At 64.3% G+C, this 24,841-nt stretch carries 23 protein-coding genes and 1 tRNA gene; 1 reads left to right on the forward strand and 23 read right to left on the reverse strand.

What is annotated here, in order from left to right; genetic code table 11:
- Positions 1-39 precede the first annotated feature (39 nt).
- Genes OEW28_RS10820 through pdhA form a run of 3 tightly spaced genes read right to left on the reverse strand, consistent with a single transcriptional unit; the run spans position 40 to position 3,420 of the window.
- A complete protein-coding gene (locus tag OEW28_RS10820; RefSeq protein WP_263734773.1) occupies positions 40-1,416 on the reverse strand; it encodes a dihydrolipoamide acetyltransferase family protein in 1,377 nt (458 codons plus the stop codon).
- Positions 1,417-1,430: 14 nt separating this feature from the next.
- Positions 1,431-2,411 carry an alpha-ketoacid dehydrogenase subunit beta gene (locus OEW28_RS10825; protein WP_263734774.1) on the reverse strand — a complete coding sequence of 327 codons (981 nt, stop codon included), beginning with the start codon at positions 2,409-2,411 and terminating at the stop codon, positions 1,431-1,433.
- Positions 2,404-3,420 (reverse strand): pyruvate dehydrogenase (acetyl-transferring) E1 component subunit alpha, encoded by a 1,017-nt coding sequence (pdhA, locus tag OEW28_RS10830; protein ID WP_263734967.1) that lies wholly within the window; start codon positions 3,418-3,420, stop codon positions 2,404-2,406. The genes OEW28_RS10825 and pdhA overlap by 8 nt, the downstream gene beginning before the upstream one ends.
- Here pdhA and OEW28_RS10835 point away from each other — a divergent pair.
- Entirely contained in the window at positions 3,349-3,873 is a 525-nt protein-coding gene (locus OEW28_RS10835; protein ID WP_263734976.1) for a hypothetical protein, read from the forward strand. The genes pdhA and OEW28_RS10835 overlap by 72 nt on opposite strands.
- A 42-nt stretch (positions 3,874-3,915) precedes the next feature.
- Here OEW28_RS10835 and OEW28_RS10840 read toward each other — a convergent pair.
- The 20 genes from OEW28_RS10840 to ftsZ all read right to left on the reverse strand — a co-directional run bounded on the left by OEW28_RS10840 (position 3,916) and on the right by ftsZ (position 24,741).
- Positions 3,916-4,005: transfer RNA gene (locus tag OEW28_RS10840), tRNA-Ser, on the reverse strand.
- Between the two features lie 63 nt (positions 4,006-4,068).
- On the reverse strand, positions 4,069-4,788 hold the full coding sequence (locus OEW28_RS10845) for an alanyl-tRNA editing protein (RefSeq protein WP_263734775.1): 720 nt from the start codon (positions 4,786-4,788) through the stop codon (positions 4,069-4,071).
- Positions 4,785-7,211: a DUF3772 domain-containing protein gene (locus OEW28_RS10850; RefSeq protein WP_263734776.1), complete on the reverse strand. Its 2,427-nt coding sequence runs from the start codon at positions 7,209-7,211 to the stop codon at positions 4,785-4,787. The genes OEW28_RS10845 and OEW28_RS10850 overlap by 4 nt, the downstream gene beginning before the upstream one ends.
- Positions 7,211-8,242, reverse strand: a complete 1,032-nt coding sequence (locus OEW28_RS10855) for a cysteine synthase A (protein WP_263734777.1) — start codon at positions 8,240-8,242, stop codon at positions 7,211-7,213. Before OEW28_RS10855 ends, OEW28_RS10850 begins: the two co-directional genes overlap by 1 nt.
- Before the next feature lie 54 nt (positions 8,243-8,296).
- Positions 8,297-9,424 carry an NUDIX domain-containing protein gene (locus OEW28_RS10860; RefSeq protein ID WP_263734778.1) on the reverse strand — a complete coding sequence of 376 codons (1,128 nt, stop codon included), beginning with the start codon at positions 9,422-9,424 and terminating at the stop codon, positions 8,297-8,299.
- A gap of 4 nt (positions 9,425-9,428) precedes the next feature.
- Positions 9,429-9,869, reverse strand: coding sequence for a TrgA family protein (locus OEW28_RS10865; RefSeq protein WP_263734779.1), 441 nt, complete (start codon positions 9,867-9,869; stop codon positions 9,429-9,431).
- Positions 9,869-11,083 carry an SAM-dependent methyltransferase gene (locus OEW28_RS10870; RefSeq protein WP_263734780.1) on the reverse strand — a complete coding sequence of 405 codons (1,215 nt, stop codon included), beginning with the start codon at positions 11,081-11,083 and terminating at the stop codon, positions 9,869-9,871. Before OEW28_RS10870 ends, OEW28_RS10865 begins: the two co-directional genes overlap by 1 nt.
- 41 nt (positions 11,084-11,124) lie before the next feature.
- A complete protein-coding gene (locus tag OEW28_RS10875; RefSeq protein WP_263734781.1) occupies positions 11,125-12,537 on the reverse strand; it encodes a cryptochrome/photolyase family protein in 1,413 nt (470 codons plus the stop codon).
- Positions 12,538-12,547: 10 nt separating this feature from the next.
- Positions 12,548-13,780 carry an aminotransferase class V-fold PLP-dependent enzyme gene (locus OEW28_RS10880; RefSeq protein WP_263734968.1) on the reverse strand — a complete coding sequence of 411 codons (1,233 nt, stop codon included), beginning with the start codon at positions 13,778-13,780 and terminating at the stop codon, positions 12,548-12,550.
- Between the two features lie 71 nt (positions 13,781-13,851).
- Positions 13,852-14,724, reverse strand: coding sequence for an amino acid ABC transporter permease (locus OEW28_RS10885; RefSeq protein ID WP_263734782.1), 873 nt, complete (start codon positions 14,722-14,724; stop codon positions 13,852-13,854).
- A 53-nt stretch (positions 14,725-14,777) separates the two neighbouring features.
- Positions 14,778-15,608 carry a transporter substrate-binding domain-containing protein gene (locus OEW28_RS10890; RefSeq protein ID WP_263734783.1) on the reverse strand — a complete coding sequence of 277 codons (831 nt, stop codon included), beginning with the start codon at positions 15,606-15,608 and terminating at the stop codon, positions 14,778-14,780.
- Positions 15,609-15,637: 29 nt separating this feature from the next.
- Positions 15,638-16,414 carry an amino acid ABC transporter permease gene (locus OEW28_RS10895; RefSeq protein WP_263734784.1) on the reverse strand — a complete coding sequence of 259 codons (777 nt, stop codon included), beginning with the start codon at positions 16,412-16,414 and terminating at the stop codon, positions 15,638-15,640.
- A gap of 62 nt (positions 16,415-16,476) precedes the next feature.
- Positions 16,477-17,220, reverse strand: coding sequence for an amino acid ABC transporter ATP-binding protein (locus OEW28_RS10900; RefSeq protein ID WP_318527532.1), 744 nt, complete (start codon positions 17,218-17,220; stop codon positions 16,477-16,479).
- Between the two features lie 128 nt (positions 17,221-17,348).
- On the reverse strand, positions 17,349-17,681 hold the full coding sequence (locus OEW28_RS10905; protein WP_263734785.1) for a Rieske 2Fe-2S domain-containing protein: 333 nt from the start codon (positions 17,679-17,681) through the stop codon (positions 17,349-17,351).
- Positions 17,678-18,640 carry a fatty acid desaturase family protein gene (locus OEW28_RS10910; protein WP_263734786.1) on the reverse strand — a complete coding sequence of 321 codons (963 nt, stop codon included), beginning with the start codon at positions 18,638-18,640 and terminating at the stop codon, positions 17,678-17,680. The genes OEW28_RS10905 and OEW28_RS10910 overlap by 4 nt, the downstream gene beginning before the upstream one ends.
- A gap of 26 nt (positions 18,641-18,666) precedes the next feature.
- Positions 18,667-19,248, reverse strand: coding sequence for a VOC family protein (locus OEW28_RS10915; RefSeq protein ID WP_263734787.1), 582 nt, complete (start codon positions 19,246-19,248; stop codon positions 18,667-18,669).
- A 93-nt stretch (positions 19,249-19,341) separates the two neighbouring features.
- The gene (recN, locus tag OEW28_RS10920; RefSeq protein ID WP_263734788.1) at positions 19,342-20,985 is read right to left on the reverse strand and encodes a DNA repair protein RecN; all 1,644 of its coding nucleotides are present in this window, start codon (positions 20,983-20,985) and stop codon (positions 19,342-19,344) included.
- A gap of 34 nt (positions 20,986-21,019) precedes the next feature.
- On the reverse strand, positions 21,020-21,862 hold the full coding sequence (locus OEW28_RS10925; protein ID WP_263734789.1) for an outer membrane protein assembly factor BamD: 843 nt from the start codon (positions 21,860-21,862) through the stop codon (positions 21,020-21,022).
- Positions 21,863-21,978: 116 nt separating this feature from the next.
- Positions 21,979-22,899 (reverse strand): UDP-3-O-acyl-N-acetylglucosamine deacetylase, encoded by a 921-nt coding sequence (gene lpxC / locus OEW28_RS10930; protein ID WP_263734790.1) that lies wholly within the window; start codon positions 22,897-22,899, stop codon positions 21,979-21,981.
- A gap of 234 nt (positions 22,900-23,133) precedes the next feature.
- Positions 23,134-24,741, reverse strand: coding sequence for a cell division protein FtsZ (gene ftsZ / locus OEW28_RS10935; protein ID WP_263734791.1), 1,608 nt, complete (start codon positions 24,739-24,741; stop codon positions 23,134-23,136).
- Positions 24,742-24,841 lie beyond the last annotated feature (100 nt).

Raw genomic sequence — 24,841 nt, forward strand, 5'->3', positions numbered from 1 at the left:
CATGGCAATCGTGTTCAGGCCCGCACAGAAGGCCTACCCTCAGCCATGAAGCATGAGCTTTTCGGGGTCGCCCAGAAGCGCGCGCACCGCGTTCACGAAACGCGCCGCCTGCGCGCCGTCGGCGACGCGGTGATCAAAGGTCAGGCACACCGGCAGGCAGAGCGCAAGCTCGAAACGGTAGTCGTCAAGGTCACCCTTCACAAGCTGGCGAAGCTCGGCTCGGGCCGCGCCGAAGATCGCGGTTTGCGGCGGATTGATGATCGGAGAAAGCCCCGTCCCGCCGATGGGGCCAATGTTGGTCAGCGTGAAGGTCGCCCCCCTCAGGTCTTCCGCGCGGGCCTTGCCTTCGCGCAGGCGCTCTGCAAGTTCGCCAAGGTTGTGCGCCATGTCGATGATGCTGGCCTGGCCCGCATTGCGAAGCACAGGCACCAGTAGCCCCCGTTCCGTATCCAGGGCCACGCCGACGTCGAAGCGATTCTTTCGGTGAACCTCGCGGGCTTCGGCGTCGAACGTGGCATTGAAGTCTGGAAAGTCGGCAAGTGCCACGGCCAGCGCCTTGACCAGAAACGGCGTGAGCGTGAGCGCGCCACCTTTCTTCTCGATCTCCGGTGCGTGTTTGCGGCGCAGACGTTCAAGCGCGGTGATGTCGATCACGTCGTGATGGGTCACATGCGGGATATCGCGCCAGGCCTGTTCCATGCGCCGGGCGGTCGTGCGGCGAAGCGAGCGCAATTCGTAGACATCCTCTTCGCCGTCGGCCGCGTCCGCGTCGTCATCCGCTTCGCCATGCGTGGTCTGCGCGGCCTCCCTGACCGCCTTTTCGGTGACGCGCCCGTCCTTGCCGGTCGCTTCCAACTTTGTCAGATCCACCCCAAGTTCACGCGCAAGCCCTCGCACGGCCGGTGTCGCAAGAACCTCGTCGGGTTTGAGCTTTTCGTCCCTGTCGCGACTGCGCTCTGGCTCATCGGAGGCTTCGCCCCCGCCTCCTTCATCCGTGTCTCCTTCATCCGTGTCTCCTTCATCCCTGTCCCACTCGCCTTCGCCGTCTTCAGGCGCGCGGTCCTCCGGTTCGTCGTCGGATCGCGCCTTCGCCGGGGCCGTTTCTGTTGGGGCCGTTTCTGTTGGGGCCGGTTCGCGGTCTCCGTTCTGTGACTGGGCCTTGTCTGCATCCCCATCCCCGTCTTCCGAAAACACCAGCAGGACATCGCCGACATTGACGATGTCGCCCACCGCGACGCGGATCTCCTGGACTGTGCCGCTGACTGGCGCGGGAATGTCGACCGCAGCCTTGTCCGTCTCGGCCACGATCACGTCATCGCCCTCGGCGACCTTGTCGCCCTTTGCGACATTGATCTCGACGATCTCCGCCTCATGGATGCCTTCGCCGGGATCTTGCAGTCGGAATTCGTGGGGCATCATGTATCTCCCGGCTAGTAGTTCATGGTCGCGCGGCAAGCATCGGCGATGCGTTCCGCATCCGGCAGGTAGAGTTGTTCGCGCGCGAAATAAGGCACGTTCACGTCCGGTCCGGTCACGCGCATGACCGGCGCCTGCAGCTTGAGGAAGGCACCCTCCATCACACGCGCCGCGATCTCGGCGCCCGGGCCATAGCTTAGCGGCGCCTCGTGCACGACGACGCAGCGCCCGGTCCGTCGCACGGAGGCCGCAATCGCCTCATGGTCGAGCGGAGAAAGCGTGAGCAGATCGATCACCTCGGCCTCGATCCCCCCGTCGGCCAGCGTCTTCGCGGCCTCCATGGCGCGCGGCAGCATGGCGCCATAGGCCACGAGCGTCAGATCGGTCCCGTCACGCCGGATCATGGCCTTGCCGATCGTGATCGGTTCGTCCTCCTCATCCGACACCTCTTCGCGAAAGGCGCGGTAGAGGGCCTTGGGCTCGAAGAACACCACCGGATCGGGATCCCGGATCGCCGCGACCAGCAAGGTTCTTGCGGCGCGCGGCCCGGATGGCACCACCAGCTTGATCCCCGGCATGTGGGTGTAGAAAACCTCGCGGCTTTCCGAGTGGTGTTCGAGTGCGCGCACGCCCGCGCCATAGGGCATCCTGACGACCACCGGCACCTGACGCCCGCCCTGCGTTCGCCAGCGCATCCTCGACAGGTGCGACTCGATCTGGTGGAAGCCGAGATAGGAAAAGCCCGAAAACTGCATCTCCGGAACCGGGCGCAGCCCGCGCATGGCCATCCCGACCGACACGCCCATGATCCCGCTTTCGGCCAGCGGCGTGTCGATCACCCGTTCTTCGCCGAATTCCTCGATCAGGTCCTTGGTCACACGGAAGATGCCGCCGTCGACGCCGACATCCTCTCCAAGAATGACGACGCGTTCGTCCCGGCGCATTTCTTCGGCAAGCGCAAGGTTGATCGCTTCGACCATGGTCAGTTCAGCCATCCTTCCACCCGCCGGGACTGTGCCCGTCCTGCATGCGCGCGCGCTGCCGCGCGAGTTCCGGTGTCAGTTCGGCGAAGACATGATCGAACATCGGGCCGACATCCTTCAGCGTCTCGATCCGGGCCTCGGTGGCCTTCCAGGCGGCCTGGATCTCATCGGTGATCTCTTCCTCCATCCGCTCGATGCCCTTGTCATCGACAAGACCGCGCGCCATCAGCCACTTCCCGAACCGTTCGATCGGGTCGCGCTGCCGCCATTTTGCCACTTCTTCCTCGTCGCGGTAGCGGCTGGGATCGTCGGCTGTCGTATGCATCTCAAGACGGTAGGTCACGCACTCGATCAGCGTTGGTCGGCTTTCGTTTCGGGCACGATCGACAGCCTCGCGGGCGGCGACATGGCAGGCAAAGATGTCATTGCCGTCGACCTGGATGCCGGTCACACCGTAGGCGATCGCCTTTTGCGCCAGTGTTTCCGATCGGGTCTGGCGCGACCGCGGCACCGAGATCGCGTATTGGTTGTTCTGGCAGACGAAGACGACGGGGCAATCGAAGACAGAGGCAAAGTTCATCGCCTCGTGAAAATCGCCCTGGCTTGTGGCGCCATCGCCGAAATAGGTCATGGCGATCTCTTCCTCGCCCAGAAGCCGCGCCGCGTGCACGATGCCCACGGCGTGCAGCATCTGCGTGCCGACCGGCACGGCAAGCGGCAGGGTGCGGCTGTCTTCAGCAAGCGCGCCACCCTCGTTGTAGCCGGCATCGTAAAGCAGGATGTCCTTGGGATCGGTGCCGCGCCAGAAATGCGCAGCCGTTTCGCGGTACGACGGCACGAACCAGTCCGTTTCATCAAGGGCAGAGATCGTGCCGACCTGGGCCGCTTCCTGGCCATTCACGGGTGCGAAGGTGCCGATCCGCCCCGACCGCTGCAACTTGAGCCGCCGTTGATCGAAGCGGCGGGCCTTGACCATCGTGCGGTAGCCGCGGACAAGCAGATCATCGGGGATTTCGGGCACAAGTTCTTCGTCCGCCTTGCCGTCTTCATCCAGGATCGACAGGCGTTCAACGCGGCTTTCAAATTGAAGCGGTTCTCTTGGCAAAATCCTCTCCGCAGTGATGTGACACAACGTTTTCAGACGGGGAATGGTTCCGAACAGCCTGATCGGCGCACGCCACAGGTCTTTCCGGCGTTGGCGCGATCGCCGCCGCGTCGCCTCGTCGCCTTCGCCGCCCACCGAGCGCCAAAGTCATTGACGATCTCGGGCCGTTTTCAGGAAGATGTCATCGCGACGCCGACGCCAGTGGCGGAAATTCATTGCTTCAATGCGGCCCATTCGTGGCTGGGCGGCAAACGCAGCGCCGAAGTGATGCCGCCAGAAGCGGACCGTCCCATGGATCACGTCGTCGTCGCGTTGGTGAAGCAGTTCAAAGTGCTGACGCGCGACAGCGGCGGTCAAAGTGAGGGATGAGACTTCGCACCCCAACCGATGCCATTGATAAAAATGGGGCTGTGGCGGACAGAGAGGGATTCGAACCCTCGAGACGGTTCCCCGCCTACACACTTTCCAGGCGTGCGCCTTCGACCACTCGGCCATCTGTCCGTGGCGCGCTGTTTACAGGGGGATATGGTCGATTTGCAAGGGGGCGCCGGGGAAATTTGACGGTTAATCGGTAAGGTACAGGTTCACCCGGCGGTTCTGCTTGCCCTTGTTCTCGATCTTGCCAAGCGTCACGCGTCCGATCTCTTTGGTCCGCGCCACATGGGTGCCCCCACAGGGCTGCAGATCCACCTGGTTTTCCGCAAGCCCGATCCTGACCAGGCGCACCCTGCCCTGCCCCATCGGAGGCTGCACCGACATTGTCTTGACCAGCCCTGGATTTGCCAGAAGCTGCTCGTCGGTGATCCAGTCGTCGCTTACCGGAAGGTCCAGCGCGATCAGATCGTTCAGCGCGGCCTCGATCGCCGACGGATCGGTCGGAGGTTCGGGCATCATGAAATCCAGCCGGCCCTTTTCCGTTCCGATCTGCCCGCCTGTCACCGGCAGCGGGATGACCACTGAAAGCAGATGCAGGGCGGTGTGGACACGCATGTGGCGGAGGCGGCGATCCCAGTCGATACGCTGAAGGACTTCGCCCCCGACCGGCGGCAAGGGGCCCGATGTGGCGGGAACCAGGACGATCGCATCGCCTTCGCCCTTGACCGCTGTCTCGATCTCAAGCCTCGCACCATCGTGGACCAGGAAGCCGCAGTCGCCGGGCTGGCCGCCGGATGTCGGGTAAAAGATCGTCCGGTCCAGGATCACGCCGCCTTCTGGCGTGTGCGCCAGAACCCGACCTGTCGATTCACGCAGATAGGCGTCGGCCCGGAACAGCGGCTCGGTCATTGCCCATCATCCTCATCCGAAGGATCGTTATGGATCAGGCGCGGATCGGTCTCGGGCTTTTCGGCTGCCGGCTGGGCCGCGCCAGCGGCCGGCTTGGGCTTTTGCTCGCCGCGCAGCGCCTCGGGGTTCCTGATCCAGATGTCACGCTGGGCGAAGGGTATCTCAATCCCCTCCTCGGCGAAGCGGCGAGCGATCTCGTGGTTGATCTCGGACTGGACCACCAGCTTGTAATTGACGTCCGACAGGATCAGGCGGATTTCGAAATCAAGCGAATCCGCCCCGAAGCCGGTAAAGATGATTGAGGGTTCGGGATCGACCAGCGCCATCGGCTGAGCATCCGCGATTTCCTTGAGAATCGCGTCGACCCGCCGCGTGTCCGTACCGTAAGCGACCCCGACCTTAAGGATCAGGCGCCCCGTCAGGTTCCCGCGCGTGAGGTTCGTCACCACGCCGGAAACCAGGTCGCCGTTCGGCACGATCACATCGGTGCGGTCGAAGGTCTCGATCCAGGTCGACCGGACCGAGATGCCCTTGACGGTGCCGAACTGGCCGTTGACCTCGATCATGTCGCCTTCCGAGATGGGCCGTTCGATCAGGAGGATGATGCCCGAAACGAAGTTCTGCACGATGTTTTGCAGACCGAAACCGATCCCGACCGACAGCGCGCCGGCGACGATGGCCAGCGACGAAAGATCAAGCCCGGCCGCGGTGATCGCGATGACCGCGGCAAGGACGATACCGACGTAGCCGACGCCGGCCGCAAGCGCGTTCTGGACGCCCTTGTCAAGCTTGGTGCGCGGCAGGACCGAAGACTTCAGCGCGCCCTGTATGAGCCGCGTCACCAGGTAGCCTATGACGAAGACCGCCACCAGCGTCAGGAATGAGGTCGGCGAGATCCGCGTGCCGCCCAGCACCACGCCTTCCCGGAAGCGCGTCCAGGCTTCGGTCAGGTCGGCTATCCTGGCGCCCCAGATCAGGGCAAGAACCGGAATAGCGCAGACCGACAGCAACAGGCCGATCAACACCGGAACCAGCGCCTCCCGCCCCTCTTCGCCGGAGCGAGAGACGATCAGGTAGACGTCGGTCAGGAACCTGTGCAGGAAAATGACAAGACCGACCAGAGCCAGCGTCCCCAACGCGGGCCAGATCAGGGCGTTGGCCGCGGCGACGTAGCCCACGGCGCCCAGAACGGGCGAAATGATCGATGCCGCGACCAGCCCGGTCCCGAACAGGCGTTGGACACGCGCTCGGAACGCGCTTCCGGCATCAGCGCCGCGGGCCCCTTCACGCCGGATAAGCTGGCCAAGCCGGAACAGGAACACCGCGACCAGCACCACGACCGGGAACGCCCAGACCGATTGCGCCGATTGGGACAGGGGCGGACGAACGTCGGTCGCGAACGCGATGCGCATCACCTCAAGCGCGGCGGCGAGGCCCAGCATATTCGCGTGGAAGCGTGCCTCACTAGGGCGATCCACGACGATCGGCGCCGTCGTGCCCCCCGAAAAGACCGATGCCCCAAGCCAGCTTGCAAAGAACAGCGCCGCCGCCGCATCGGGCAGCGCGCTGATCAGTTCGCCGGATCTTAGCCCGGTCATGCCGGTCGCCTTGACCGCAAGAACCAGAAGGAAGACACCGATCACCGGAACCACGACCTGTCCCAACGACAGGATCGAGGCGGCAACGTCGCGCGTGCGCATCGAGGCGGAATGGCGCAGCCTGGCCGTCATCCTCTCAATGAACGCCGGGGCTCGCAGCACCAGGAATCCCGCGACCACGAGGTAAAGGATTATGACCGGAAGGTTGTTGCGCAGCTCCGTGCGACGCGCGGGGTTTTCCCAGGCTTCGACGGATTCCTTCCAGAGCGTCTTCATGCCCTGCGTCAGAACCGCCGCGCCCGCGGGCCAGTTGATCGGGTTCACGGGCGATGGGGACAGCTTCAGCAGAGCATCCGCCTGCCTTTCGCGAATCCTCGTGTCGATTTCCTTGATGATGCCTTCTGCGCGGCTGTGCGCCTCGACCGCGGCGATGCCCGGCGCCTGCAGCTTGTTGAGCTGGTCGTTCAGTTCCGCTCTGCGTGATGCGATTTCGTCCGCCTCGCCGTTTCCATCTTCGGGAACCGGGCCAAGCGCGGTGATCTGGTTGCGCAGCGTTTCGATCCGCTGCTGGTTCGCGGTCTGCGAGGCGGCGAACTTGCTCCGCCAGTCGTCGATACGGGTCCGCAGTTGCTCAAGCGCCTGATTGGACGCGCGATCGGCCTCAAGAACCTGCTCGGCCAGTGCGGCGTCCTTTTCCCACTGCTTGTAATCTGGTGCAGCCGGCGCCTCTTGCGCGATCGCGGCGGATGGCGTCAGCAGCACGACGCCCGTGGGCGCCGCGAGCATCGCCAGCAGCACCAGCAGGAAAAGGCGAAGCCCCCCCATCAGCCTTCGAAGACCGAGGGCAGGTCCCTCGGCTCACCATCTAGCCATGCCGGGACCGGAAGCCCCTTCGCGCGCAGGAAATCGGGATTGAAAAGCTTGGACTGGTACCTGTTGCCGTAGTCACAAAGTACCGTCACGATCGTGTGGCCGGGGCCCATTTCCTTCGCCATGCGGATGGCGCCGGCGATGTTGATGCCCGACGATCCGCCCAGGCAAAGCCCCTCTTCGGACAAGAGGTCAAAGACGATCGGCAAGGCCTCGCTGTCGGGGATGCGCCAGGCCATGTCGGGTGTCATGCCTTCAAGGTTGGCCGTTATGCGCCCCTGGCCGATCCCCTCGGTGATCGAGGATCCTTCGGCCTTGAGCACGCCCGAGGTGTAGTAGCTGAAAAGCGCGGCGCCATCGGGGTCCGCAAGGCCGATCTTCACGCCCTTGGGCTGAAGCGCCATGGCGACGCCGGCAAGAGTGCCGCCCGATCCAACCGCGCAGACAAAGCCATCGACCTTGCCGCCGGTCTGCTCCCATACCTCGGGTCCCGTCGTTTCGACATGCGCCTGGCGGTTGGCCACGTTGTCGAACTGATTGGCCCAGATCGCGCCGTTCGGCTCGCTCTGCGTCAACGCCGCGGCCAGGCGACCGGAATAACGGACGTAGTTGTTGGGATTTGAATAGGGAGCCGCGGGAACCTGCACGAGTTCGGCACCGGCAAGGCGCAGCATGTCCTTCTTTTCCTGGCTCTGGGTTTCGGGGATGACGATCACGGTGCGAAAGCCCAGTGACGCCCCGACAAGCGCAAGGCCGATGCCGGTGTTGCCCGCCGTACCCTCGACGATCGTGCCGCCGGGCTTCAGAAGCCCCTTCGCCACCGCGTCACGGATGATGAACAGCGCCGCGCGGTCCTTGACCGACTGGCCGGGGTTCATGAACTCTGCCTTGCCGAGAATCTCGCACCCGGTCAGCTCGCTGGCTTTTTTCAGGCGCACCAGCGGTGTGTTGCCGACCGCATCGGCCAAGTCCTTGTGAATGCGCATAAGCCCCGTCTCCCCGGTTCGTTGATTCATTCCTAGGACGGCGGGCGCGGGACCTCAAGCCCCGGATCGATGCCGCTTCCGGATCGCCGGGCGCTTGCGCGCAAGGACCATCCCCAGAACCAGCAAGGGCGCATTGTCCACCTCGCCGCTGTCGAGCAGGTCCATGAAGTTCTCGAAGGACAGGAGATGCGCGCGGATATCCTCGGCCTCGTGCTCGACGCCGCCGATGCCCGCGACACCGTCCGGCAGGTCGGCAAGGCCAATGTAGGTGTAAAGGTATTCTGCCTTGGCTCCCGGCGTGGGATAGTAGTTCGCCGCCGGGACAAGCTCGGACAAGGTCAGGCCCGCCTCTTCCTTCGCCTCGCGACGAACGGCCTCCTCTGGTGTCTCATCGGGATCGATGCGCCCCGCGATCGACTCGATCTGCCAGGGCTCGGCGTCGCCGCGGGCATAGGGTCCCATACGGAACTGCTCGATCAGCAGAACCCGGTCGCGGACCGGGTCGTAAGGAAGGACCACCGCCGCGTCGGCAGAGATAAAGGCGGCGCGGTTCACGGTCTCGCTCATGGTGCCGTCGAAGCGGCGGAAGCGCAGGTCGTACTCCTCGACCGCGAAGAAACGGGCATAGGGCTGGCGCCAGGCATCGACCTGCACGTCGTCGGGGCGGGCATGGCGGCGCAGCCGCAAAGGCCGCACCGCGCGGGCACGAAGCCGCGACGCCGCCTGCATCAGGACCATGCGGTACCTGCGGAAGGCTTCCTTGGCGGGAACGGTGCCGAACAGGCGCATGATGTCCGCCGCCGCCTCGACCGTTACGGCCCCCCAGCGGTCGACCCAGTCCTCAAGCCGCCACGGCGCCCCCGGCTTCACGCTGCCCGCTTCGGGAAAGTAGACGCGCGCGACGACCTGTCGCCCCTGCGCATCGACCGTCAGCTCGCGCGTGCTGTAGGCGAACCCCGCCTCGTAGTGATCGAGCCGCGCCAGATCGTCCGGGCCCAACCCCTCGACAAGAAGCCCCTGCGCACCCTCGCCCCCGGCGTCGATCACCGGAAAGTTCTCGCCCTCGGCCCAGAAAACCGAATGACCAGGCAGGCGCGCCTTCACACTCTCAGGCTCACGGCCAAGCACGACAGACAGAAGCGGCCGATGGCACAGGGTCCCGTAGAAGAACAGATCAGCCACGGCGTCACTTCCAGCGTTTTGCCGCCCACTCGGTCAGCATTCCGGCAAGCCCGCCACCGATCAGCAACACCGCCAGCATGTCGGCAAACAGAAGATAGGCCCCGAACTCGATGAACAGCCGCGCGACGTCCACCACGGCCTCCATCGGGCCGTCGTAGATGTTGCGAAGCGTCTGTTGCAGCATCTCCTCGAACGCGAAGACAAACAGCGCCCAGGCTGCGGTGACCACTGCGGTCTTCATGCCGGATCCGAAGGACCTGTAATATCCCCTGCCCGCGATCGGCCCCATCACCATCCAGCCGCATGCCAGCCCTACCAAGGCTGCGACCTGCGACATGTAGCCGAAATTCGTGCTTTCCGGCATGTGCGGTTTTGCGATTTCAGCCGTGAAGAATGCGAGCATAGCGAAAGCCAGCGCGCCCATGAGCTTTGCGGCTGTCGGCATCAGGCAAGCGGCCTTGTCACGGTGATCTGTGTCACGTCGCAGTTGCCGCCATGGAAGGCACCCGCGCAGGACGTCAGATAAAAGTTCCACATCCGCCTGAACCTTTCGTCAAATCCTATCCTTGCGACCTCGTCCCAACGCGCATTGAAAGTCTCGTGCCAACGGCGAAGTGTCTGGCTGTAGCTTTCACCGAATTCCAGGGATCCCACAAGCCCCAGACCCGCACGGGCGATTTCGGTGCGCAGCGCCGTGGGACTGGGCAGCATGCCGCCGGGGAAGATGTACTTCTGGATGAAGTCGACCCCCTTGCGGTAGGCATCGAACCTTCGGTCCTGGAGCGTGATGATCTGAAGCGTCGCGCTTTTCCCGGGCTTCAGGCGTTCGCGAACCGTGTCGAAATAGACCGGCCAGTACTTCTCGCCGACGGCCTCGAACATCTCGATCGAGGCGATGCCGTCGTAGGTCCCGCGCTCGTCCCGATAATCCTGCAGCTTGATCTCGACCCGGTCGGACAGTCCCGCGCGCGCCATGCGCTCGATCGCGTATTCGCGCTGCGCCTTGGAAATGGTCAGCGCGGTGACGCGAAGCCCCCGCTCGCCCGCAGCGTACTCGCAAAAACCGCCCCAGCCGCAACCAATTTCAAGCACATGATCGCCCGGCCGCGCCCCCATGCGATCCACCATCGAGGCGTATTTGGCCTTCTGCGCCGCCTCAAGGCTTTCCTGGCCCGAGGTGAACAACGCCGAGGAATAGGTCATGCTGTCGTCCAGCCAAAGCCGGTAGAAGTCGTTTCCAAGGTCATAGTGGTAGGCGATGTTCTTTTTCGCCTGGCTCTTGGAGTTCGATTTCAGGAAGTGGCGCATACGTTCGTAGAAACGCACCAGGCCCATCCCGGGGAAGCCGTCGTAAAGCCGTTCGTTGTGATCGTGGACCAGATCCATCAGCGCCTGCAAGTCGGGCGTTGTCCAACCGCCCTCAAGATAGGCGTCGCAAAATCCCAGGTCGCCCTCGCGGATCAGCCGCGCAAAGATGTCCGGATCGTGGACCCGGATTTCGGCGACATAGCCCGGCTCGCGGCCCTCGGCGCGAAAACGCCGCCCGTCCGGCAACACGAAATCCAGCCGCCCGCGTTCCAGTTCGGTCGCGGTCCGGAAAGTTTGCGCGAAGTACCGCGGCAGGTCCTTCTGTCCTTCGATCGAAGAAAGTGCGTCCATGGCTCCCCCCTCAAGGTGAATCAGTAACCGAAACTTCTGCCTCAGGGCAACAATTTCAGTGCTTTCCACCGTTCATAGGCGTCAAGTGCGCGCTTGCGACCCTCGGCGGGATCGATGCGGCGGGAGGGGTATCGCGCGTCTGGTGCGATTTTCCATGATTTCGGCGCGGCCTCGAAGAACGCCAGCGCATCCTCTTGCGGCTGCTTGCGGCCTTCGGCGATCCAGCGATGCCGGTATGCGCCTTCAGGGTCGAACTTTTCGCCCTGAGTCACGGGGTTGAAGACGCGAAAATACGGCGCCGCGTCGGGGCCGGAACCGGCGACCCACTGCCAGCCCAGCGCGTTGGCCGCCGGGTCCCAATCGGTCAGGCAATCCGCGAACCATGCAAGGCCGACGCGCCAGTCGGTCAGCAGATGCTTGGTCAGGTACGAGGCCGCGACCATGCGCGCGCGGTTGTGCATCCGGCCAGTCACATACATCTCGCGCAGCGCCGCGTCGACGAACGGCTCGCCGGTCATGCCCCGCCGCCAGGCCTCGGCGTCGGCATTGTCCGCGCGCCATGGGAACCGGTCCCAATCACGGTTCCAGTTGTCCCGCGCCATGTCCGGCGAATGATGCAGAAGGTGGTAGGCGAACTCTCGCCAGCCCACCTCTGACAGGAACTTGGCGTTGCCGCCGGCCTTGCCGGTTTCGGACCAGATGGTGCGGGGGGAAATCTCTCCGTATGTCAGGTATTCCGACAGACCCGAGGTTGCGTCCTCGGCGGGGAAATCGCGCCGCTCGGCGTAGGCCGCGGCGCGGGAGCGCAGGAAATCCGAAAGTCGCTCAAGCGCCTCCGGCTCCCCCGGCGCGGAATTGCGGCGCAGAACGGCTTCACCCGCACGCAGCGCGTCCGCCAACCGCCAGGAAGACAGATCGTCGGAATCCGGCCAGCCAGACGGAGGCACAAGCACGCCCGGCGCCGGCAAGGGCCGGCCGGGATCCAGGCGGGACGCGGCCCGCCAATAGGCGGAAAAGACCTTGTAGCCCGTGCCCTGCCCCGTCGTCACCGCGTCCGGTTCGAACAGCAGATGCCCGGGAAAGCTGCGCGCGCCCGTGCCGTTTGCCCGCAGCCTGGCCTTTGCCGCGACGTCGCGGGCGCGCCCGTCCGGATCGTATGTGCGCGACCACCAGACGGCCTCTGCCCCGGTCTCGGCCACGAGTTGCGAAAGGATATCCCTCGCCTCTCCGCGCCTCAGGATCAGCCGCGCCCCCTTTTGCGCCAGCGACTTGGCGAACACGCTCAACCCTTCGCCCCAGCGCCATCTGGCGGCCGCGCCCCAGCTTTCGGCAACCGGGTCAAGGATCGCCACGGGGATCAACGGCCGTCCGGTGCGGGCGGCTTCGTGCAGCATCGGGTTGTCCGCAAGCCGCAAGTCGCGCCGGAACCAGAGGATGATGGGCCTATCGCTCACGAACCGGCGCTCACAGCACCCGGTCAAGCGCCCCGATCAGGCGCGCGACCTCGTCCGAAGTGGTGTAATGCGTGGCCGACATGCGCAGCACGCCCCTGTCCAGATCGACCCCCATCGCGGTCAGCGGCCGGACGGCGTAGAAATCACCCGCCCAGCAGTTGATGCCATGTTTCGCAAGCTCTGCCGACACCGGTTCCGCCGGCCGGTCAAGGGCAACGGCAACGGTGGGCGCACGCCTGGCTCCATCGCGGGGCCCCAGCAAGCGCAGGTCATTGCGGGCTGAAAGGTAATCCAGCAAGGGCTGGATCAAAGCGATTTCATGTGCGCGGATCATGTCGTGCACCTGCTGGCCGCGCGCCCTGGGGTCGGCCTCGGCGCGGATGAAGTGGTGGGTGTGCAGGGCGTCAAAGTAATCCGCCATGCCGGCGCTGGCGGCGATCTGGGCATGGTCTGGGCCAGCGGGTGTGAAGCGCTTGTAAAGCGTCTCGCCGTTGAACCAGTGGCCCTGGTTCGGAAGCCGCGCGCCCAGGTCACGGCGTATCGCCATGATCCCCTGGTGCGGCCCATAGACCTTGTAGGCCGAGAAGAGGTAGATGTCGGTCCCAAGTGCCGCAACGTCCGGGATGCCGTGTGGCGCGTAGCTGACACCATCGACGCAGGTCGCCGCACCTGCCGCATGGGCCATCGCGACGATGTCGGCCACCGGGTTGATCTCGGCCACCACGTTCGAACAGTGCGGAAAGGCGACAAGCCGCACATTGCCATCGGCCAGAAGCGGCTTCAGCCACTCTGGGTCCAGATGTCCGGTATCTGGATCGATCTTCCATTCGCGGATTTCGATTCCCTCGTCCCCCAGCCGCCGCCACGGCCCGGAGTTGGCTTCATGGTCCTGATCGGTGACGACGATGGCCTCTCCCGGTTTCAGGTGGTGACGGAACGCCTGCGCCAGCACATAGGTATTGGCGGTGGTCGAAGGCCCGAAGCTCAGCTCATCCGCAGCGATGCCCATCATCGCCGCCAGCCGCGCGCGCGCCTCGTCCATCTCATCGCCGCCAAGACGGCCCGCCTCATAGGGGGCGTAGGGCTGCACCTTGCGCTCTCGGTAGAACCGGTTCAGACGATCGATGACCGGCCCGCAGGCATAGGACCCGCCGGCATTCTCGAAGAACGCCTTGTCCGCAAGCGCGGGGACGGAAAAGGCCGGGAACTGGCTGCGGACGTAGGCGTGGTCGAGCTTGGGCAAGGACACGTCGGACCCCTTTCGTTGACGTGGCGATCCTTGCCCGGCTCATTCCTGACCGCAAGGGGGTTTCTCTAACCCTTCCCGCGCTCCAGCCGTCGGAACAGAAGCGACAGCAGGAAGCACAGTCCGCCATACAGAACTGCCGTCGTGATCCAGGCCTCGAAGATCGCGCGGGTCGAGGACACCAACTCCACCGTCTTGTAGGTCAGGTCATGGACCGAGATCAGCGATACGATGGCCGAATTCTTCACCAGTGCGATGAATTCGCTGGCAAGGGGCGGCACGACCTTCCGCATCGCTTGCGGCAGGACGATGAACCTCATCTCGTCGCCCCAGGTCATGCCGATGGACTGCGCCGCTTCTCTTTGTCCTTTCGGGATCGACTGGATGCCTGCGCGCACGATTTCGCCGACGAACGCGCTTTCGAATAGCGCCAGCACCAGGATCCCCGAGATGAGCGAGGGAAAGCGGCGCATGTCGCCGAAGAAGCTTTCCCAGATCCACGCGTTTTCACCGCGCGCGATGCCGCGGGCCCAGGACTCGACCCCGAAGGCGGCGATCAGCTGTTCCGACAGAAAGAAGTAGAAGATGAAGATGACAACCACGGCCGGAACGTTCCGCAGAACCTCCAGGTAGGTTCGCGCCAGCATCCGCACCGCCAGGTTCTGCGCCACCCGCGCCAGCCCCAGCACCGTGCCAAGCACCAGAGCCAGCATCCCGGCGAGGACCGAGATGCGCACCGTGTTCATCAGCCCCTGCATCAGGATGTTGGCGACCCAGCGGCCCTTTTCCTCATCGTAGCGGAACAGGTACTGCGGGATGATCTCCCAACGCCACTTGTAGTTCAGTGCGCCATCGATCCGAAACCATACATAGCCCGCGAACAGGATCAGAAGGGCAAGGATCGCCCAATCGAGCCAGTGCAGTTTGCCAAGCCTGTTCATGAGGCGCGCCGATCATCCATGCCCCGCCGAGCCGGCCAGCGGGGCGTTTCGCTTCACTGCACCTGGTCGGCCCAGTCCTCGGTCGTGAACCAGTAGTCGTGCCGCTCTTGCAACCAGCCCGAACGCCACTGCTGCGCGATCCAGTTGTTGAAGTAGTTTTCCGCGTCCGGATCGCCCTTGCGGAACACGAAGCCTTCGCCGCTTTGCGCATAAAGCGGACTGTCCATGACCACCAAGGTCTCTGGATGCTTGCGCGCCTCGAGCGAGGGCGTCGGCTCGGCCGCCATGGTTGCATGGGCGTTGCCGTTCAGGACCTCTTGCGTGGCGGCGCCGTCCTCGTCGAACTGCAGGAGCGCGGCGTTGGGGAAGATCTGCCCGATGACGGTCGCGGGCGTCGCGCCGCGGCGGGCAGCGAACGTGATCGCGCCGTCGTTGAGATCGGCCACCGACTTGCCTTCGACCATCGCCCTGTTGGCGAGGATCTTCAGCCCCGAATAGGCGTACGGATCAGAAAAGTTGACCGTCAGGTTGCGCTGCGCCGTCCAGCTCATCCCCGATATGATGACGTCGAACTTGCCCGAGACCAGCGCGGGGATGATCCCGTCCCATGCGGTTTCGACAAATTCGACCTCGACCCCCATATCCTCGGCCAGCTTGCGGCCCACATCAAGTTCGAACCCGATCAGGTCGCCGTTCTTGGCCCGCATCGACCAGGGAACGAACAGCGACAGGCCGATCTTGATCACGCCGCGCTCCTTGATCCCTTCGATGACGCTTTCGCTTGCCAACGCCTGCGTCGCCTGTTGGGCGATCGCGGGCAACGCGACAAGGGCCGATGTCGCGATCGCGAATACACCGGCTAGAAAGGTTCGTTTCGTCGTCATGGCAGTTCTCTCCGTGTTGGAAATGTTCTTCAGATTTCAACGGCAAATCGGCGTTCGAGATGCGAGACGAAAACAGACAGGCACAGCGTCACGGCCAGGTAGATCACGGCGACGGTGAACCAGATCTCGAAGCTCATGTAGGTGTCCGAAATGATGTTGCGTCCGGCGGTGGTCAGTTCTGCGACGGCAATGACTGAAACGATGGCAGAGCTTTTGATCATGTTCACCGCCTCACCCGTAATCGGCGGCAACATGAACCGGACCGACTGCGGCAGGATGATGTAGCGATAGGACTGCATCCGCGTCATGCCAATGGACATGGCGGCTTCCCACTGGCCACGGCCAACCGAGTTTATGCCGGCGCGGAAGACCTCGGACAGGATCGCGCCGTGGAAGACTCCAAGGCACAGGACCGACGCAACATAGCGGTCGAGCCCGAAGATCGGCCCGCCGACGTAGTAGAAGAGGTAAAGCAGCACCAGAAGCGGCATATTGCGCACGATCTCAAGGAAGGCGCGCGCCACGGCCTTGCCGACGACCAGATTGGAAAGCCGCAACAGCGCCACGACAAGCCCGATGATCAGCGCAAGCGTGAACGCGACCGCAGACAGCAGCAGCGACGCGCCCAGCCCCGTGGCCAGTTCGCCCAGGGCAAACCCGTCGTCGGTCCGGCGCAGCAGGTACTGCGGAACGCGGTACCATTGCCAGTTGTAGCCCATCGCCTCGGCGCCCGTCCAAGCGGTGCGCACGATCAGCCAGATGACGACGGCGTAGAGGGCGACCGAGAAGATTCGGGACGCGAACATCCGGCGCAGAGTCAGTCGCCTGCTGCGTGCGTCGGACCCGGGAATGCTCGCCTCGGCCACCCTCAGTGCTCCAGTATCTGGTCCAGGAAGGCGCGGCACCGTTCGCTTTTCGGCGCGGTGAAGAACACGTCCGGGGGCGCGACCTCCACGATTTCTCCGCGTTCCATGAAGACCATGCGGTCGGCGACCTTGCGCGCGAACCCCATCTCGTGCGTGACGACGACCATCGTCATGCCGGTGCCGGCCAATTCCACCATGACATCCAGCACCTCATTGATCATCTCGGGATCAAGCGCCGAGGTCGGCTCGTCAAAAAGCATGATCCGGGGCTCCATGCACAGGCTGCGCGCGATCGCGACCCGCTGTTGCTGGCCACCGGAAAGCTGCGCGGGATACTTGTCCGCCTGTTCGGGGATGTGGACCCGCGCCAGGTACTTGCGCGCCCGCGCCTCTGCCTCGGCCTTGGGGATCTTGCGCACCCGCATCGGGCCGATGGTCAGGTTTTCAAGGACGGTCATGTGCGGAAACAGGTTGAACTGCTGGAACACCATGCCGACCTCGCGGCGCACGGCCCGAATGTCCTTGGTTTCCTCGGTCAGTTCGATCCCGTCGACGATCATCCGCCCCGAACTGTGTTCCTCAAGCCGGTTGATGCAGCGGATCAGCGTGGACTTGCCCGAGCCCGAAGGCCCGCAGACCACGACTTTCTCCCCTGACAGGACGGTCAGGTTGATATCCTTCAGCGCCTCGAAGCCATCGTAGAACTTGCCGAGGTTGCGGATTTCAATGATCGGCCTGGCCGTCATTCATGCCCCTGTTCGCGCGCGCGGATGCCATTTTCCCGATTTTGCTTACATTCATTCGATTCGCACAAACTGCCTTCACCCTTGATAAGGCCCGTCCGGGCGATCAATCCGCGCAACGTCCCGCCCCGCTAAAGCAGCACCTGAACCATTCCGTCGTGCACGCGCGCCTGGATCATGCGCAGGGGACGCCGCGCCGGGCTGGCCAGCGCGGCACCGGATCGTGCGTCGAACAGACCCTGATGCAAAGGGCACTCGATGCGCCGCCCGTCGAAATAGCCGTCGCAAAGATTTGCGGCGCCATGCGTGCAGCGCGCATGGGAAACCGTGATCCCGCCTGCGCCGTCATAGACGGCAAGATCCCGTGTGCCCAGACTAACCGGGGTGACGTCGCCCTTTTCCAGCCGAGACACCTCGATCAGGTCGCGCCATGCCCGTTCCGGCGCGGCCGCCGCGCTGGTCATTCGACAGCCTCGCCGCGCAGATCGGCACGCGGCACCCGACCGCGAAGCTGCCGCAGGATTTCCCGGTGCGCACCGAAATAGCCCCCCGCCTCGACATGGACATAGCCGTTCAACTTCGCATGCAGGCGCGGCAGCGCATGGAAGGGAACCGAAGCGGCATAATGATGTTCGGCATGGTAGTTCATGTTCCAACCCAGGAACCTTAGAAACCGGTTGGTCAGGTTCGTGCGCGTGTTTTCCCGCATGTCGGCGATGTTCGGCCGCCCTACATGCTCGGTCATGCGGATCGCGCGCATGACGGGTTGTCCCAGCAGCGACGGAAGGAGCCAGTACCAATGCGCCGCCGTGCTGCCCGTGGCGACGGACCCGGCAAGCACGACGGCGTAAACCGCCAGATAAGCGCGCGCCTCCCATATGACGGTTGCGCGGGCCTCCCTTGGCAGGAACACCAGGTCTGCCTCGGATATCCGCCCAAACGCGTGCAGGAACAGACCGCCCAGATTCGATCGCCAATAGGGAACCGCCGTGATGTACCAGAGATAGGCCCGCAGCGAGCCCGGCAGCTCGATCAGTTCCGGGTCGTGCCCCTTGAGCTGCGTGTGCGTGTGATGATCGCAGTGCTCATACCGGAAATACTGGTGGGGAAGCGCGATGATCAGGCCGCAGAGCGTTCCGAAAACATCATTCAGCCATCGCGTGCGAAAGACCGTGTAGTGGCAGCATTCGTGCTGCAGCGCGAAATGATGGACGACCACGATCCCGTGCACGAACATCGCGGGCCAAATCCAAGGCGTCCCCATCGTCAGATGAACAGCCGCGGTGGTCGAGCCAAGCATCAGGATCCAGCCAGCCAGATGTCTGAGCGCGGGCAGGTCGGATCGCCGCATGAATTGCTTCAGCTCCTGCCGTGTCAGCACGCCGTCTTGCAGCGCCTGGGTGATCGGAGTCCTGACCTGCATCCCCATGCGCCCCGCCCGACCCCGCCTCAGTACGGATTCCGCGCGGCCCGGTCGGAAGACAGGCTTTGCTGACGCCGGGCGACCAGAAGCTCGATCGCGTCGGCCAGGTGTTCCTCGTGGATGTTGTAGTCGCCACGCTCGACGCGCAGCCTGTGCGCCTCGATCATGACATCGGCATGGGTGCATCCAACGGGCGGTTCGAAGCGGTAGCAGGCAAGTTCGATCAGAAAGCCCAGCGGGTCGCGGAAATAGATCGAGTCCATGAAACCGCGGTCCTTCGGACCGTAGACGCTGATGCCGCGCTCTTCGAGCCGGTCCTTGGCATGGGTGAAGGTCGCCCGGCTGACGTTGAACGCCAGGTGATGAACTGCGCCAGGATCGTTGGGCGTCCGGGTAGGATCGGGCTTGCGGTCCTCGTTGGTGAATACCGTGATCAGCCGCCCGTCGCCGGGATCAAAGTACAGATGGCCTTCGCGCGGGTTGTCCAGGTTCGGCTGGTCAAAGACGAAGGGCATGCCCAGAACACCTTCCCAGAAGTCTATGGAGGTCTGGCGGTCCGCCCCGTTCAGCGTGATGTGATGGACGCCCTGGCTCTGGATCTTCTTCATTGTCGTGCCCTCCGGAGGCCAGTATGGGCGCGGGTGGACGTTCGGGCAAGGCGGATCGCGGCACGCGGCCTGTGCAATGACGCAGGTGCGGACCTATTGCGCCAGCAGGTCCTGGGCGGCTGCGCGCGCAGCTTCGGTGATGGTCTCGCCCGAAATCATCCGGGCAAGCTCGTCCACACGTTCGTCACGGGCCAGCGCCACCACGGTCGAGGTGGTGATGCCGCCCGACACCTGCTTTTGCACGCGGAAATGATGCGCGGCGCGGGCGGCGACCTGCGGGCTGTGGGTCACGACCAGGATCTGCGCGCCTTCGGCCAGCCGTTCAAGGCGCCGACCGACCGCATCGGCCGTCGCCCCGCCGACGCCGCGGTCGATCTCGTCGAAGATCATGGTCAGCGCCTCGCCCCCGCGCGCAAGGCAAACCTTGAGCGCCAGAAGAAAACGCGACAGTTCCCCGCCCGACGCGATCCGGTTCAAGGGCCCCGAGGGGGCGCCGGGGTTGGTGGCGACAGTGAAGGAAACGGCCTCGGTACCGTCAGGTCCGGGTTCCGCCGTCTGGACCTGGGTGCGGAAAACCGCCCGCTCCATCTTCAGCGGGGCCAGTTCGCCCGCGATGGCCGCATCCAGAGCTTCGGCCGCACTGCGACGCGCAGCGCCCAAGGTCTGAGCGGCCTGCGCATAGGCGGCACCGGCCGCATCCACCGCGTCTTTCAGTCCCGCGATGTCGCGCGCCCCGCCATCAAGCGCCGCCAGGCGACCACGCAAACCGTCGGCGAACCCGCCCAGATCATCGGGCAGCACCCCATGCTTGCGCGCCAGCGCCCGGATCGCGAAAAGCCGCTCTTCAACGCGCTCCATCTCGCGCGGATCGAAGTCGAGCCGGTCAAGCGCGTCTTCCACGCCCTGCGTCGCCTCGCCCAGTTCCGTAATCGCGCGGGACAAGGCCGCGATGGATTCGTCCAGCAGACCTTCGGCCTTGGCCGCTGCTCCATCCAGCCAGCGCGCGGCGTCCGCCATCAGGCCCTCGGCGCCTTCGCCGCCCAAGGCCTGCAGCGCCCGCGCGATGTCCTCGCGGATGCGGACGCCTGCCTGCATCTGACGTCTGCGCGTGTCCAGGTCCGCCTCTTCGCCAGCCTGCGGGTCAAGCTTGTCGAGTTCCGACACCGCATGACGCAGGAAGTCCTCTTCGGCCTTCAGCGCCGAAAGCCCTTGCTCGGCTTCCGCAAGCACTTGCCGCGCCTTGCCAAGCGCCGACCAGGCCCTGCGAACGGGCGCGGCATCGGCGCCTGCGAAGGCGTCCAGCATCGCCCGATGCCCGCGCGGATCCAGGAGCCCGCGATCGTCCTGCTGTCCATGCAATTCGATCAGCGCGTCCGACAGCGCGCGCAGAACCTCGCCCGTGGTGCGGCGATCGTTCACATAGGCCGTCTTGCGCCCGTCTGCGGCATTCACCCGGCGAAGGATCAGTTCATCATCGGCGCCGATCCCCGCATCGGCAAGAATGGCGCGCGCCGGATGCCCATCGGGCAGGTCGAACACCGCAGTCACTTCGCCTTGCGCGGCCCCGGCGCGCACCAGTTCCGCCCGACCTCTCCAGCCCAGGACGAAGCCCAGGCAATCCAGAAGGATCGACTTTCCGGCGCCGGTTTCACCGGTCAGCACGTTCAGACCCGGCTTGAACTCCAACTCAAGCCGGTCGATCAGCAACATGTCACGAATGTCCAGCGACCGAAGCATCCTTGCCCCCAAAAGGCCGCGCTTCAGCGCATCGTCACAGCCATTCGCCCTTGACCACGCGACGGTAGATCATCGCAAGCCAACTGTCGCCCTGCGCCTCGGGCTGCAGACCCTGCTTGGTCAGCAGGCGGTAGCCATCCTCGTACCAGACCGTGGACTGGTAGTTGTGGCCCAGGATCGCGCCGGCGGTCTGCGCCTCTTCGGTCAGCCCCAGCGACAGGTAGCACTCGATCAGACGGTAAAGCGCCTCGGCGGTGTGGGTCGTGGTCTGGTACTGCTCCACCACGACGCGGAAACGATTGAGCGCGGCGGTGAAATGATTGCGACGCAGGTAGTAGCGGCCGATCTCCATCTCTTTCGACGCAAGGTGGTCGAACGCAAGGTCGAACTTCAGGATCGCCGATCGAGCGTAGTCGGTATCGGGGTATTCCTCGATGACTGCGCGCAGCGCCTGCAGAGCCTGGAAGGTCAGACCCTGGTCGCGGCCAACCTCGTCGATCTGGTCGTAGTAGCTGAGCGCCAGAAGGTACTTGGCATAGGCCGCGTCTTCCTCGGCCGGGTAGGTGTCGATATAGCGCTGCGCGGCGGCGCGGCTGTTCTCGTAGTCCTTGTCCTTGTGATACCCATAGGCCTGCATGATCAGCGCGCGCTTGGACATCTCGGAATAGGGGTAGAGCCGTTCAACCTCGGCGAAGTAATAAACCGCGTTCTCTGCCTTCTTCTCGGTCGCAAGCGACTGCTCGCCCAGTCTGAAGATCGACTCGGCGTCAAGCTGGTCCAGGGGCTGATCCTTGACCTCGCTGCTGCCACAGGCTCCTAGAAACAAGGCCAGCGCAAGGCTCGCGACACCCTTTGCCGTTCCAATGCGCCGCGCCATCTGCCGCTACCCCGATTCCGCTTCAATTCTTGGTGGTTCGCGCCCAAAGGCGCGCCGGTTCGCCACGTCCTAGCACAGAAAAATCCGTTGCGCAAAACGCCTTTGGCGCTTCAGCGTCAGGCGACGGCAGGGATGTCGGCGCGGCTGACACCGACGCCGGGAAGCCGCGCGCGGCGATCGGCGGCACACTCCACGACACGGAACGCCGTGGGATCGGCGAAAAGCGCCCGCAATAGGCGGTTCGTCATCGCATGGCCGGCGCGGTTCCCGGTGTAGCGGCCAAGAATCGGTGCGCCTGCCAAGGCCAGATCACCAAGCGCGTCCAGCATCTTGTGACGCACGGCTTCGTCCTGATGGCGCAGGCCACCGGGGCTGAGAACACGGTCACCATCGACAACGACCGCGTTTTCGTAGGTCCCACCCAAGGCGAGCCCGTTGGCGCGCATGGCATCGACGTCAGACTGACGGCAGAAGGTCCGACTGTCGGACAACTCACGCACGAAAGCGCCGTTGGCGAGCGTCATGCGCTTTTCCTGCCGCCCGATCGCCGCGTCCTCAAACTGGATGCGGAAGTCGATCTCAAGCGTCTCGGCCGGCTCGAGCCTTGCATAGGCGTCGCCGCCATGCACCTCGACGGGCTTCAGGATCTCAAAGCAGCGAACGTCCTGGTCCAAGGAACGCAGCCCCCTTGCCAGGATGCCCGACACGAACGGCGCCGAGGACCCGTCCAGGATCGGAACCTCGGGCCCGTCGATCTCGATCAGGGCATTATGGACACCGCAACCCGCAAGCGCCGCCATGATGTGTTCGATCGTCGAAACCGAAACACCAGACGCGTTTTCGATGCGTGTGCAAAGCTGGGCGGGGATGACGGCATCCCAGATCGCAGGAACCATGGGGTCTGCGCCGATCACATCGGTGCGGCGAAACCATACGCCAAAGTTGGCCGACGCAGCATGCACGCGCATCCGGGCAGGCCGGCCCGAGTGAAGGCCGACGCCGGTGAATGTCACTGTGGATCTTATGGTCGTCTGCAAGACTGCCCCCGAAACTTTGATCCGAAAGCTGGGAATGAAATCCGCATGCTTTTCGGCAAGGGTGAGGTAACCATCCTGCGCTGAACACTCAATTCACTCTTTGCAACGAACTGAAACAAAACCTTCACGATTGGGCAAGGCGTTGCCGACGCGACAAAAAGATCCCGCAAGTCGCTGTTATAAAAAGAAAAAGGGCCGGATATCTCCGGCCCTAGTGAACGAAATGTTACAGGTTTAGTTCGCTTGCCGACGCAGGAATGCCGGAATTTCGATGCGCTCCTGATCAGGATCGACCTCCTGCTCGTCGTCATAGGCCGTGCTCAGGCGCGGCTGTTGGCGCATGGCGGGAGCCGCGCGTTCGGTATGGTCAGACGAATGCCCGGTCATCCGGTTGATCAAGGTGTTTATTCCGAAACGCGGGCGTTCTGCGGCTTGCGGCGCGGACTGGGCCGCACGGGGCTGGGCCGGGCGCTGTTGCGGCTGCGCGGGCTGGCGGCTCACCGCAGCCTGCAAACGAGCCAGCGCTTCGGCAGAAGGGGTGCCGGGTGCGCGCGGACGTGGCGCAACGAAGGCCGCCGCGTCGTCTTCCACATGAACACTGCGGGCCTGCGCGACCTGTGCGGCGGTCGGCTGCGGCTGGTAAGCCGGCGGAGGAAGATCATCCTCGACCGATGCCGCGGGCGCGTCGAACAGAGTGCGGTCCTGCGCCGCTGCTGGCTGTGGCGCGGGCTCGGGCCGCACGGGTTCCGGGGTGGGCTGGGCGGCCACGACTGGCGCGGGTTCGGCGGCGCGGGGTGCCTCGACCGCAGCCTGATTGCGCTGCGGCAGGGGCTCGGCCAAGCTGCGGCGCGGCGCAGGGGTTTCCGCCTCGGCCGTCGCAACGTCGATCCCGGTGGCAACGACGGACACGCGCATCATCCCGTCCATCTTCTCGTCCAGGGTCGAGCCCACGATGATGTTGGCGTCGGGATCCACTTCTTCGCGGATGCGGTTTGCGGCCTCGTCCAGCTCGAACAGTGTCAGGTCCGGACCGCCGGTGATGTTGATCAGGACGCCCTTGGCGCCACGCAGGCTGATTTCGTCCAGAAGCGGGTTGGCAATCGCCTTTTCGGCAGCCTGGATCGCACGATCCTCGCCGCTGGCCTCGCCCGTGCCCATCATGGCCTTGCCCATCTCATCCATGACCGAGCGCACATCGGCGAAGTCCAGGTTGATGAGACCGGGGCGAACCATCAGATCTGTCACGCCCTTCACGCCCTGGTAAAGTACGTCATCGGCCATCGCGAAGGCCTCGGTGAACGTGGTTTTTTCGTTGGCCAGGCGGAACAGGTTCTGGTTGGGAATGATGATCAGCGTATCGACGACTTTCTGAAGCGCCTCGATCCCCTCGTTCGCCTGGCGCATCCGCTTGGCGCCCTCGAACTGGAACGGCTTTGTAACCACGCCGACGGTCAGAACGCCAAGCTCGCGCGCAGCCTGCGCGATGATCGGGGCCGCGCCAGTGCCGGTGCCGCCGCCCATGCCCGCGGTGATGAAACACATGTGCGCGCCGGCAAGGTGATCTACGATTTCCTCGATGGTTTCTTCCGCAGCCGCAGCGCCGACAGCCGGACGCGCGCCAGCGCCCAGCCCCTCGGTGACCTTCACGCCCATCTGCACGCGGGAATTCGCCTTGGACTGCTGAAGCGCCTGCGCGTCGGTGTTCGCGACGACGAATTCGACGCCCTCAAGCGCCTTGGCGATCATGTTGTTGACCGCATTGCCGCCCGCACCGCCGACTCCGAATACCGTGATCCGCGGCTTCAGCTCTTCATGCTCGCTCATCGTCAGGTTCAGTGCCATCGGTCCCCGCCTGTGCTACCGGCCGTTTCGGCCATTTTGCCCCGCAATTGGGGTGATTTTATAGACTACGGCCACCGAGGTCACGAAAAAAACGCCCGGA

This window comes from Albidovulum marisflavi, assembly GCF_025751435.1.
GTDB classification, from domain to species: domain Bacteria; phylum Pseudomonadota; class Alphaproteobacteria; order Rhodobacterales; family Rhodobacteraceae; genus Albidovulum; species Albidovulum marisflavi.